Raw genomic sequence first — 12,469 nt, forward strand, 5'->3', positions numbered from 1 at the left:
TGCCCCTTTGATTGTAGGCCCGCGCAAGCGTAGCGCCGCCGGGCGAAACGCACACACAGTCTTAGAAGGACACTCCACCGCCTACATATGCGCCGTCAATCAGCGTGTGGTTCGGACGACCGTCTTTACCATCAACGCTCACGTGGCGGTAGCCCACTTTCAGGGTCACCGGCGCGATCGGCGTCCAGCTTACGCCACCGTTGGCTTCCACGTAGTTTTTCACGCTGTTGTTCAGCCCTTCTGGCGCCACGTAGCCTTCACCGTACACGTGGATGCTGTCGGTCAGGGCAACGTTTACGCCGCCGCCGATCGGGAACGCCACGCCGTTATCGCCTTTTTTCGGGCCGATGTAGATGGCTTTGGCACCCGCATTCAGCATTACCGGGCCCACTTCCAGGTTGTAGCCTGCGCCCACGCCGCCGGTCTGGGTACCGTCATCGGTGTTTTTAAGCCAGTTGCTTTCGGCATACAGGCCGGATGAGGATTTCCCCATTTCGAGGTTGAGGTTGGTAAAGTTTTTACCCTGCTCAATGCTGCCGCCCATTGCCAGAGCGGAACCCGAGAGGGCGGTCAGAGCAGAAAGAAGAAGGATATTCAGTTTTTTCATGTTTTATGCCTCGTCATTAAATTCATCTGGAGGCACCTTAACAAGCGATGTTTATGACTGCAAATGTGATGAAGATCGCTGTTTTATACTGGTATTGTTAACTTTTTTATTTGAAATGTTGCATCGATGTTTGATTGTCGAGGTGTCAACGCGTGATGTTCGGACGTTTAGGCACCGTTTAATTTTTTGACTAAACATAAACTGAACGAGGAAGGGATAGTGATTAGAGGCGAATTAATTGAGTTTCTAATAATTTCCAAAAGTATTTCAGATGACACACAATACAACATAACCTTACATTTCCGGGCAATGAATATACGTTCACTCGCCCATGCCGATTGCCTTTCCATGTCATTTTTCTGACACGTTTATTCTTTACGTTGTTGGCTTCACTTACTGGATGCTAACAATATGAAAAGAAAAATTATTCCTGTGCTTATCGGTTGTGCGCTCTCTTTCTCTGGCCTGGCGGCACAGCCTACCGCTGAGCGCTATGTCGTCAGCTTCCCTGAGGGCTCCCATGTGAAATACAGCGGCGCGTTTGCCGATGCGTTTCCGAACGGGCTCCCGGTGGGGATTGGTTCTGGCCTGCTATTTACGGGCAAGCAGGGCGATGCCCTGACGTTTGCGACCGTGACCGATCGCGGTCCCAACGCCGATGCGCCAAAAATGGGTAAAAACGAAGCCAAAATATTTGTCACGCCAGATTTCGCGCCGCTGTTGATGACCATCCGCGTCCAGAACGGCAAAGCGGAGGCGGTTGATGCCCGCCCGCTGCATGACGATAAAGGCGAGATTAACGGTCTGCCGCTGCAAAGCGGCGTGATTGGTTCCACCAATGAAGTGGCGTTCAGCGATACCTTAAAGACGCTCAAGGGTGACAACCGCGGACTGGATACGGAAGGCATCACGCCGGACGGCAAAGGCGGCTACTGGCTGTGCGACGAGTACGGCCCGTTCCTGATTAACGTCGACAGCAAAGGCAAGATCCTCGCGATCCACGGGCCGCAGGCCGCGGAAGGGGAAAAATCCATCGCGGGCGGTCTGCCAAACATCATCAAATGGCGCCAGCCCAACCGGGGCTTTGAAGGCCTGACCCGGATGCCGGACGGACGCATTATCGCCGCCGTGCAAAGCACGCTGGACATCGACGGTAAGAGCAAAAAGCAGGCGCTCTTCACCCGTCTGGTGAGCTTTGACCCAGCGACCGGCAAAACCGCGATGTACGGTTACTCTATCGACAGCGCGGCCTACGACAAAAACAGCGATGCCAAAATCGGCGACATCGTGGCGCTCGATAATCAGCACATCCTGCTGATTGAGCAGGGAAGCGATAAAAACGACGGGATGCGTAACCTGATTTACAAGGTGGATCTCAGCAAGGCGAGCGATCTTTCCGCCTTCGACAAGCCGGGCGAGTACCCGGAATTTGATGATGAGAAAACCCTGGCGCAGCGCGGCATTACCCTTGCGTCAAAAACGCAGGTGGTCGATCTCCGCGCGCTGGGCTGGCAGCAGGAGAAGGCTGAAGGGCTGGCGCTGATCGACAGCAAAACGCTTGCGGTGGCGAACGATAACGATTTTGGCGTGAAGGTCGCGATGCAAAACCCGGTCGAGGGCAAGAAGCTCAAGGATTACCGGGTAAACGCGGAAGGCAAGCTGACGCTGGATGATAAACCGGTGGAAACCACGCTCAGCGTGAAGCCGCTGAAGAAGCCGGAGTCCGACAGCGAGCTGTGGATTGTGACGCTGCCGGAGGCGGTGAAATAAGTTTACCGCTCACCCCTCTCCCCATAGGGGAGAGGGGATTGTTCGGAGCGCATAGTTAAGCGGGGAGGCTATTTCTTCAGACCCGCAAACGCCGCCCGAATCTCCTCTTCCGGCAGCTGTATACCAATAAACACCATCACGCTGTGCGGCGGTTCATCGCCCCACGGTCGGTCCCAGTCGGCGCTGTACAGGCGCTGCACGCCCTGGAACAGCAGGCGGTTGGGCTCGCCGTCAATCCACAGCATCCCCTTGTAGCGCAGCAGCTTGTCGGCAAACGACAGCAGCAGGTTCTCCATCACGCGCGAAACCTCGCTGATATCCACCGGATAATCCAGCTCCACCACAATTGACGCCACGTCGTTTTGCTTGTCTCCCATAAAGTGGAAGCGCGGTTTCGCAGTGACATTCTCCTCCAGCATAAAGCCGTTGGTGTTGAACAGCTGAGACAGGTCGATATCGCCGTGCGTCACCGTGTAAATTGGCGCGCGGGAGTTGATGCGCGTCAGGCGCTCGCGAAGCTTAACGCTTTCGCCCGCCACGTCGGTTTTGGTCAGCAGGATGCGGTCGGCGTAGCCCACCTGAGACTGGGCGATGGTGAACTGGTTCATCTGCTCGTCCGCGTGGACCGCATCGACCAGGGAGATGACGCCGTCCAGCAGGTAGCGCTGGCAAAGGATTTCGTGAGAGAAAAAGGTCTGAATAATCGGGCCAGGGTCGGCCATGCCGGTGCACTCGATCACCAGACGGTCAAAGTCGATTTCACCGCGATCGCGGCTGTCGAGCAGGTCCAGCAGGGCGTCTTCCAGCTCGTTAGAGCGGGTGCAGCAGATGCAGCCGTTGGTCAGGGTTTTGATCTGCGTGGCGCGATCGCCAATCAGCTGGTCGTCTACGGAGATTTCGCCAAATTCGTTTTCGATGACGGCGATTTTGAAGCCGTGCTGCTCGTTGAGAATGTGGCGCAGCAGGGTAGTTTTACCGGCGCCGAGGAAACCGGTCAGCAGGGTAACGGCAATCGGGGTCATGGTCTCTCCTTTAGCAGCAGCGGACGCCGCCTTCTCCACTTCCGCCGTAGCGCGCTTCCTGACGCTCGCGGAAGAATTCGGTGTAGGTCATGTATGGCTTATCCGGATGGTTGGTCTTCATATGCTCAACGTAGTTGTCATAGTCCGGAATGCCAATCAGCATTTTCGCCGCCTGACCGAGGTATTTTTTTGCTTCGCCTAAGTTACCAAACATAACGTGTCCTGATAAGAAAAAGCCCGGTGGCGCGCAGCGATCCGGGCCTACAGTACCGTTGTAGGGCGGGTCAGCGCAGCGCCACCCGCCATTGTGTTAGTGGTGTGAAGAGGTCTTCACGCCGCCTTCTGGCACCGGTACGTACGGGGTTTCTTTGTCCGTACGGCCTTCAGCGTTACGCACTTTCAACCAGGTTTTGATGCCGTAGAAGATAATGCTGTACACCACCACCAGGAACAGAATGCTCAGACCCGCGTTGGTGTAGTTGTTCACCACGATATGGTTCATATTGGCAATCTGCTGGGCAGTCAGGTCTGCGCCGCCTGCGGCAATCTTCTCTTTGTACTGGTTAGCCATGAAGAAGAAGCCTTCCAGCTGCGGGTTGGCGCTGAACAGCTTCAGGCCAAGCGCCCAGGTGGTGCAGAGCAGCAGCCACAGCGCAGGAACCACGGTGACCCAGATGTATTTGGTGCGCTTCATCTTCACCAGTACCACGGTGCCGAGCACCAGCGCCACGGCAGCCAGCATCTGGTTAGAGATACCGAACAGCGGCCACAGGCTCTTCACGCCGCCGAGCGGGTCGACAACGCCCTGATACAGGAGGTAGCCCCACAGGCCGACGCAGCCCGCCGTACCCAGAATGCCCGCCACCAGAGAGTCGGTTTTCTTCAGGAACGGCACGAAGTTACCGAGCAGGTCCTGCAGCATGAAGCGGCCCGCACGGGTACCGGCGTCCAGCGCGGTGAGGATGAACAGCGCTTCGAACAGAATACCGAAGTGGTACCAGAAGCCCATGTCCGCCCACGGCAGCACTTTGTGGAACACGTGTGCGATACCGACAGCCAGCGTCGGTGCGCCACCGGCGCGGTTCAGCACGGACGGTTCGCCGATGTCCTTCGCGGTTTGCATGATCTGCTCAGGCGAAATCACGAAGCCCCAGGAGCTGACGGTCGCCGCCGCGTGTGCGCTGGCGTCTTTCAGCTGCGCCATAATCAGCGCCGCGTTGTCGCCGCCCATCTCATGCAGGTTAGGCATAGTGATGCCGAGACCCGCCGGTGGGGTGTTCATCGCAAAGTACAGACCCGGTTCGATGATGGACGCGGCAACCAGCGCCATGATCGCTACGAAGGACTCCATCAGCATCGCGCCGTAGCCGATCAGACGTGCGTCTTTCTCGTTCGCCAGCAGCTTAGGCGTGGTACCGGAGGAGATCAGGGCGTGGAAGCCGGAGACCGCACCGCAGGCAATGGTGATGAACAGGAACGGGAACAGGGCGCCTTTCCACAGCGGGCCGGTACCGTCGATGTACTGCGTTACCGCAGGCATTTTCAGATCCGGGTTGATCAGCAGGATGCCGATCGCCAGACCGACGATAACGCCGATTTTAAGGAAGGTGGCCAGGTAGTCACGCGGGGCCAGAATCAGCCAGACCGGCAGCAGCGCGGAGATAAACGCATAGCCAATCAGCGCGAAGGTGATAGTGGTGTCCTTGAAGGTCAGCGCCGGGCCCCAGTACGGGTCGTGCGCAATCACGCCGCCGAAGTAGATGGAGGCGACCAGCAGCACGATACCAATCACCGACACTTCACCCACGCGTCCCGGACGCAGGAATCGCATGTAGATCCCCATGAACAGCGCAATCGGTACGGTAGAGCAGACGGTGAAGACACCCCACGGGCTTTCGGCCAGCGCTTTCACCACGATCAGGGCCAGCACCGCAAGGATGATGATCATGATCAGGAAGCAACCGAACAGGGCGATAGTTCCCGGCACGCGGCCCATCTCCTCTTTGACCATCTCACCCAGAGAGGCGCCGTTACGGCGAGAAGAGATAAACAGCACCATAAAGTCCTGCACCGCACCCGCCAGCACCACGCCCGCCAGCAGCCAGAGCGTACCCGGCAGGTAGCCCATCTGCGCGGCCAGTACCGGGCCGACCAGCGGGCCCGCACCAGCGATCGCGGCAAAGTGGTGACCAAACAGCACGTAGCGGTTGGTTGGCACGTAGTTCAGGCCGTCATTGTTAATGACCGCCGGGGTGGCACGCGTCGGGTCGAGCTTCATGACCTTCTGCGCGATGTATAAGCTGTAGTAGCGATAAGCCACAAGATAGACGGAAACCGACGCGACCACGATCCACAGGGCGCTTACGTGTTCGCCCCGGCGTAATGCGACAACCGCCAGACAAAAAGCGCCGAGGATCCCGAGTAAGGCCCAGGGCACGTGCTTCAGTAGTTTTTTAGTATCCATAGTAAGACCTGGTTTTTTATGTAAAGAAAAAAGGGTCAGGGTTCGTTGTGAGGAGGTATTGATTAATGCTGGAGCGATCGTGCCAGATCCTCGCGCGTGTAAAGGACGGTAAATGAATGAGTGGTTGAAAGTGCCGGGTGAGCGGTCAAAGGCGGCGACGAGCGGTTTCGGCTCGCCGCCAGTGGGCTAAATTATGTGATTGAGATCACTTGATTATTCGGGGTACGCTCCACGGCCAGATAGCTTTCCAGCGTCCTGATGAGCTTCTCCTTCAGCCAGCTTGGTTCCAGTATCTGAATATGGGGGAGCCAGTAGAACAGCAGCGGCAGGATCTGATTCTCGTGGGCCGCCTGGCAGCGCAGCGTGACGCCGCCCTGTTGCTCCTCCAGCAGCTCCTGTTCCGGCAGAAGATCGCGGCGCAGGAAGTAATGTGAAATATTATCTTTAATGAATATTTTCACCGCGAAAGTATCTTCGGACACCCAAGGGTCAAGGCTTTTTTCCAGCAGCTCAAGGACATTTTCTTCGGGAGTGAAGGTCGTTTTCTGAATATCAAACCAGCTAATCTGGCTCAATGAGAAGGATTTCAGTCGGCTATTTTCGGTGGCTTGTAAATACCATATATTTTTTTTGTTAATGAGTTTATAGGGATTAATCAGGCGGGTTTTGCCCTTATAAACGATCTGGCAAACATTATGGTTTTTAATCGATTTCTCGACTTTCGTTAAATGACGGCGAATATCGCGTTCTAACGTGTGTTCCGCTTCATTACCAAGAATAAGAATATGGTTTTCGTCTACGCGCGTTTCAAGCTTTTGCCAGAATTCCGTATTTCTTTCAGGGAAAAAGCTGTCGGCATTCAGAAAGTTAGCCAGAGTGTGGTGCAATCCTTGTCCGCCGGGCGATTGTGCAGAATGAATCAGACGATATAGCCCGTTACCGGTATGTTCAACAATGGGGGAGAGTGCATTTAAATCCCGATAGACGGTGCGCTCGGTAATTTTAAATTTCTCCATTAGCGCACTGCGGTTTACCACACCGTTTAAATGTAGCTCAAGGAGAATATCGACCAGACGTTCAGCCGAGCGGCTCCGCGTCGTTTTAGCCATAAGGTCATCCTGTATATATAGGCATGCGCTGAATGATGCGGGTGCACTGACACAACCTGTCAGTATTCAGGCACAGAAAATTTCTCTTATGGGTATATAACGGCGTGATTTAGCGGAAACCTTAGGAGTTTTTGTAGAAAGCGGCGCTGGCCGGAAAAAAGGGCCAGCGCGAGGGAGATCACACGGCGGCTTCCGTCTCCAGCATGACCGGGTGGAAACGTCGCCTGAAGTAGATCAGGCCATGGCCCGCATCACTCAGGATGATGTTTTTAATTTCAACAAGATAAACCAGATGCGTGCCGATGGTTTGCACCTGGCTTATTTCGCCTTCAAGGCTGGCCAGCGCGCCCTTGAGCACCGGCTGCGCCAGCGGGCCTTTCTGCCAGCAGGAGAGGGCAAAGCGATCCTCCATCGTCATACCGGTCATCCCGGCGAAATGGCGAGCCATGATCTCCTGCTCGTGGTTCAGCACGTTAACGCACAGCCTGCCGTTGCCCTGGAATACCGGGTTCATGGCGCTGTTGGCGTTGATGCATACCATCACCGACGGCGGGGTGTCTGTGACCGAGCAGACGGCGGTGGCGGTGATGCCGCAGCGTCCGGCCTCACCCTCGGTGGTGACAACATTGACCGCGGCCGACAGGCTGGCCATCGCGTCGCGAAAACGCAGGCGTTGTTCTGATTGCATGAAAACCTCCCGCTGCGCTATTTCAGCAGCTTATCCAGCATGTTGATATCGCTGTTATTGTGCAGGTGCGGCACCGTCCAGCCGTGTTGGTCGTATTCGGACATGCAGCGGTCGACCATCGCCATCATCTTGTCCATATTGCCGGAGCTCTGCGCCTGGCGCAGACACTGCAGGCGGATCTCATCCTGGCTGCCGGAGTAGTTAATTTCGTACAGCTCGTGACGGCCGCCAAACTCGCTGCCGATGGCATCCCACATCAGTTTCAAAATCTTGATGCGTTCGACGTGATCCATGCCGTTGGAGCCGCGCACGTATTTCGCCAGATACTGGTCGATCTGCGGGTTGTTCAGATCCCGGGCGCTGGACGGCAGGTAGATCAGCCCGGAGGTGACGTTACGCTCGATGATGTTCTTGATCTTGGCGTAGGCCATCGGGGCCATCACGCGGTAGGTCTGCAGCGCGGCGTGATCCGGCAGATACGCGCCGTTGACCCACGGCGTGGCTTCGGAACACATGGAGTCGCTCAGTGCCCAGAACATGTTGCGCCAGGCCACCACTTCGCCGAGATCCGCCTGCACGCCGCGGAACTCCAGGGTGCCGGTGCACTCCAGGGATTTCTTCAGCAGGGCGGTGATGAAGTCGAGCTTCACCGCCAGGCGCACGCAGGCCTGTAGCGGGTACATGCGGGCGAAACCGCCTTCCATCGTCCAGCGACGGCAGCGGTCGAAATCGCGGTAGATCAGCACGTTTTCCCACGGGATCAGCACGTGATCCATCACCAGGATGGCATCGTTCTCGTCAAAGCGGCTGGAGAGCGGATAGTCGTACGGGGATCCGGTTGCGCCTGCCACCATCTCGTAGGAGGCGCGGGAGATCAGCTTCACGCCCTCGGCATCCATCGGCGCGACGAACATCAGCGCGAAGTCCGGGTTTTCGCCCATCACCTGCGCGGAACCGAACCCGATCATGTTGTAGTGGGTCAGGGCAGAGTTGGTGGCCACCACTTTCGCGCCGCTGACGATAATCCCGGCGTCGGTCTCTTTCTCCAGCTTGATGTAGACGTCTTTTACCTCGTCCGCTGGCTTGTGGCGGTCGATCGGCGGGTTAACGATGGCGTGGTTGAAGTACAGGCCGGTTTCCTGAATGCGGGTGTACCAGTTCCGGGCGTTCTGCTCGAACTGGCCGTAGAAGGCCGGGTTGGCGCCCAGCGCACAACCGAACGCGGCTTTGTAGTCCGGCGTGCGGCCCATCCAGCCGTAGCTCAGTCGCGACCACTCGGCGATGGCATCGCGCTGCTGGCGCAGGTCGTCGGCGCTTTTCGCCACGCGGAAGAACTTGTGGGTATAGCCGCCGCTGCCGGTGTCGGTGCCCCAGCACAGCGTGTCCTGCATGTCCGGCTTGTGCAGCGCGTCGTACATCTGCGCGATGGAGGCTGCCGCATTGCGAAATGCCGGATGGGTGGTGACGTCTTTGACGCGCTCGCCGTAGATATAAATCTCACGCCCGTCCTGCAGGCTTTTTAAATACTCTTCACCGGTTAACGGACGTTTGGCATCAGCGCGGAACTCTTCAGGCTTCATAGGGACCTCGTATCGGAATAGTGTTGTTAAATTTATGTTTTGTTTTTGTTGTTTAATTGAAGCCTGAGAGGGACGTAACGTGAAGGGACGTTTGGGACAACGACGGGTACTTTTCGGGTGGGATGTGGTTTTGTGATCTGTGCGGCTTTTCGGCGGGTGGCGCTGCGCTTACCCGCCCTACGAACCGTGATGCGTTCAGGAAACCGGTACTTTCTGCGCCCGGTATGCGCTGGGCGAGCACCCCACTAAGCGGTTAAAAAAGCGGGCGAAATAGGCCGGATCTTTGAACCCCAGCTGCCAGGCAATCTCGCTGACGGTGCTGTCGGAGAAGAGCAGCAGGCGTCGGGCCTCCCGCAGCTGGCGGTCGAAGATCAGGCGTTTTGGTGGACGGTTGGCGAAGCGGCGGCAGATATCGGTCAGTCGGGATTCGGTCAGGTGCAGCTCGCTGGCGTATTCCGGCACCGTCCAGTGCTGGTGGTAGTGGGTGTCGATCAACTGGGTAAAGCGCTGGAACAGCTTCAGCTCGCCGCGCATGCCGCCTGAGGCGTGGTCGTCGAGCTTCGCGTTGCGCAGCAGCAGCGTAAACACCGCCTGCGCCAGCAGGACCAGGGTATGCTCGCGCCCGGGCAACTGCTCCGTGGATTCCCGGGCAATCAGCTGCCAGTAGTGCTTCAGCGCCGCCAGCTCGTCCGGCCTGTCGGCAAGCGAGAGGCAAATCCCCGGCAGGCCAAACGCCTCCCGCGTGCCGGGGTAGAGCACCTCCAGCAGCGGCCAGATCAGATCCTCGCGCACCGTCAGCACGTGACCGTCGCTGTCGGATTCGGTGATAAACGCGTGCGGCACCGACGGCGGCGTGAGGACAAACAGCGGCGCCTGCACCGAATAGCGGTGATCGTCGAGCTGGAGCTCGATTTGCCCGGTATCGAGAAAGTGCATCTGAAAGTACTGGTCGTGACGATGCGCCTGCATGTCGCGGCCAAAAAAGGCCGCCATGCGGGCGAACGACTGGTAGTGCACATCGTCGGTGCCCAGACTTTCGTCGTACTCCTTGCTGATATCAATGTTGGCGATAGGGTTCTGGCACATGATCGTTCCTCTGTTGATCCCGCTGCGTCATCGGAATGCGCGTCAGCACCAGCGCGCCGACCACCAGCAGCCCGGCCACAAACCACAGCCCCGAGCTGAAGCTGCCGGTCGCGTCGCGCAGGATCCCAATCAGCAGCGGGCTGACGGCGGAGCCGACGTTGCCGATGGCGTTGATCACCGCCAGCGCCACCGCGCGGGACTGCAGGCTAATAACCCGATCCGGCGTGGTCCAGAATATCGCCATGGCGGTAAACGATCCGGTTGAGGCCATGATGATGCCAAGCAGCTGGATCAGGCTGTGATCCGTCGCGGAGGCCAGCATCCATCCCGCCGCGGCGAACAGGTACGGCAGGATGGTGTGCTTTTTTCGCTCTTTCAGCCTGTCGGAACGGCGGCTCCACCAGATCATCCCGAGGATGGTGCAGAACTGCGGGATCGCCGCCAGCAGGCCGATGACGATGTTGCTGCTGCCTGTATTGAAGCTTTGCAGGATCTGCGGCGTCCAGATGTTGATCGCACTCAGCGTATTGGTCAGGCAGAAGTAGGCCAGCGTGTAGAGCAGCACCGCCGGGGTCAGCACCTCGCGCAGCGTCGAACGCGGCGTGACGGATTGGGCAATCGCGACCTCCTGCTCGCGGGCGATCATCGTTTTGAGCGCCTGCTTTTCGTCCTCATCCAGCCAGGTGGCCTGGTCCGGCGTGTCGTTGAGGTAAAACCAGGTCACCACGCCGAGCACCACCGACGGCAGCCCTTCCAGCAGGAACAGCCACTGCCAGCCCTTGAGGTTCCACAGTCCGTCCATCGCCAGAATGTAGCCGGAGAGGATCGAGCCGAGCATCATGGTGACCGGCATAGCAATCATAAACAGCGCGTTGGCGCGGGCGCGGTGATAGGCCGGGAACCACCAGGTGAGATAGACCAGAATACCCGGCAGAAAACCGGCTTCGGCAATGCCCACCAGCATGCGAAGGACGTAGAGGGTTTCGGGGCTGGTGGCGAACATGGTGCAGGTGGAGGCTACACCCCACACCACCATGATCCCGGCGATCCAGCGGCGTGCGCCGATCTTCGACAGCATGATGTTGCTCGGGATGCCGCACAGCACGTAGGTGACGTAAAACAGCGTCGCGGCCAGGCCAAACATGGTTGACGTGAGGCCCAGATCTTTACCCATTGTCAGCCCGGCGAAGCCGATGTTGATGCGATCGAGGAACGAGAAGACAAACAGGATAAAGAGAAAGACGATCAGGCGTCGGAACAGCTTGTGAATGACGCGGTGTTCAACAGCTTTATTATCATGGGTTTGCAGGGTAGAGGTCGTCATGGTGCGCTCCAGATCTTACGTTTAGTAGACGGATTTATTGTTATGAACTGACGTAACCGGTGTTTCGATAAAGCGTGCCGCCAGCGCTTCCGCGCCGCGGGCAAGCAGGGTAGTGTCGACCCCGACGGCAACAAACAGCGCGCCGAGCTCAAGATAGCGTTTTGCCAGCGGTTCATTCGCCATCAGGATGCCGGGAGCTTTACCGGCAGCGCGTATCTGCGCGATCGCCTGCTCAATGGCGGCCTGCACTTCCGGGTGCTGCGGATTGCCGGCAAAGCCCATGTCGGCGCTCAGATCCGCCGGGCCGATAAACACGCCGTCGACGCCTTCTACGTCCAGGATCTGCGGCAGATTTTTCAGCGCCTCGCGGGTTTCAATCTGCACCAGCACGCACATGGCGTCGTTGGCCTGCTGCAGGTAATCGGGAATGCGGTTCCAGCGCGACGCGCGTGCCAGGGCGCTGCCCACCCCGCGAATGCCCGCAGGCGGGTAGCGGGTGGCACGTACCGCCAGACGCGCTTCGTCGGCGTTTTGCACCATCGGCACCAGCAGGGTTTGTGCACCCACGTCCAGCAGCTGTTTGATCTGCACCGGGTCGTTCCACGACGGGCGGACCACCGGCTGGCTGGGATAAGGGGCGATAGCCTGCAGCTGGGTTAAGACGGTCTGCACGCTGTTCGGCGCGTGCTCGCCGTCGATCAGCAGCCAGTCGAATCCTGCTCCGGCCAGCAGCTCGGCGCTGTAGCTGCTGGTCAGCCCCAGCCATAACCCAATTTGCGGACGGCCTGCTTTCAGCGCCGCTTTAAATGCGTTTTGCAT

General features: G+C 58.0%; 11 protein-coding genes. 1 reads left to right on the forward strand and 10 read right to left on the reverse strand.

What is annotated here, in order from left to right; genetic code table 11:
- Positions 1 to 61: 61 nt before the first annotated feature.
- On the reverse strand, positions 62 to 607 hold the full coding sequence (locus BMW97_RS17425) for a YfaZ family outer membrane protein (RefSeq protein WP_024908300.1): 546 nt from the start codon (positions 605 to 607) through the stop codon (positions 62 to 64).
- A gap of 411 nt (positions 608 to 1,018) precedes the next feature.
- On the opposite strand from BMW97_RS17425, the gene BMW97_RS17430 reads away from it, so the two are divergent.
- Positions 1,019 to 2,377, forward strand: coding sequence for an esterase-like activity of phytase family protein (locus tag BMW97_RS17430; protein WP_045907707.1), 1,359 nt, complete (start codon positions 1,019 to 1,021; stop codon positions 2,375 to 2,377).
- A 68-nt stretch (positions 2,378 to 2,445) separates the two neighbouring features.
- Here the strand turns inward: BMW97_RS17430 and yjiA are convergent, their stop codons facing one another.
- From yjiA to hpaI, 9 genes are all read right to left on the reverse strand, one after another.
- Positions 2,446 to 3,399, reverse strand: coding sequence for a GTPase (yjiA, locus tag BMW97_RS17435; RefSeq protein ID WP_045907708.1), 954 nt, complete (start codon positions 3,397 to 3,399; stop codon positions 2,446 to 2,448).
- Positions 3,400 to 3,409: 10 nt separating this feature from the next.
- Positions 3,410 to 3,613 (reverse strand): YbdD/YjiX family protein, encoded by a 204-nt coding sequence (locus BMW97_RS17440; protein ID WP_003856610.1) that lies wholly within the window; start codon positions 3,611 to 3,613, stop codon positions 3,410 to 3,412.
- A 96-nt stretch (positions 3,614 to 3,709) separates the two neighbouring features.
- Positions 3,710 to 5,863, reverse strand: coding sequence for a carbon starvation CstA family protein (locus tag BMW97_RS17445; RefSeq protein WP_024908297.1), 2,154 nt, complete (start codon positions 5,861 to 5,863; stop codon positions 3,710 to 3,712).
- 191 nt (positions 5,864 to 6,054) lie between these two features.
- Positions 6,055 to 6,972 (reverse strand): helix-turn-helix transcriptional regulator, encoded by a 918-nt coding sequence (locus BMW97_RS17450; protein ID WP_045907709.1) that lies wholly within the window; start codon positions 6,970 to 6,972, stop codon positions 6,055 to 6,057.
- 178 nt (positions 6,973 to 7,150) lie between these two features.
- Positions 7,151 to 7,660 (reverse strand): 4-hydroxyphenylacetate 3-monooxygenase reductase subunit, encoded by a 510-nt coding sequence (locus tag BMW97_RS17455; RefSeq protein ID WP_045907710.1) that lies wholly within the window; start codon positions 7,658 to 7,660, stop codon positions 7,151 to 7,153.
- 17 nt (positions 7,661 to 7,677) lie between these two features.
- Complete coding sequence (gene hpaB, locus BMW97_RS17460) at positions 7,678 to 9,240, reverse strand: 4-hydroxyphenylacetate 3-monooxygenase, oxygenase component (protein ID WP_008501307.1); 1,563 nt, start codon at positions 9,238 to 9,240, stop codon at positions 7,678 to 7,680.
- Between the two features lie 195 nt (positions 9,241 to 9,435).
- On the reverse strand, positions 9,436 to 10,326 hold the full coding sequence (hpaA, locus tag BMW97_RS17465) for a 4-hydroxyphenylacetate catabolism regulatory protein HpaA (RefSeq protein WP_044597194.1): 891 nt from the start codon (positions 10,324 to 10,326) through the stop codon (positions 9,436 to 9,438).
- A complete protein-coding gene (gene hpaX / locus BMW97_RS17470; protein WP_045907711.1) occupies positions 10,298 to 11,650 on the reverse strand; it encodes a 4-hydroxyphenylacetate permease in 1,353 nt (450 codons plus the stop codon). The genes hpaA and hpaX overlap by 29 nt, the downstream gene beginning before the upstream one ends.
- Positions 11,651 to 11,671: 21 nt before the next feature.
- Entirely contained in the window at positions 11,672 to 12,469 is a 798-nt protein-coding gene (gene hpaI / locus BMW97_RS17475) for a 4-hydroxy-2-oxoheptanedioate aldolase (RefSeq protein ID WP_045907712.1), read from the reverse strand.

Source organism: Enterobacter sp. NFIX58 (genome assembly GCF_900110475.1).
GTDB lineage: Bacteria > Pseudomonadota > Gammaproteobacteria > Enterobacterales > Enterobacteriaceae > Enterobacter > Enterobacter quasiroggenkampii.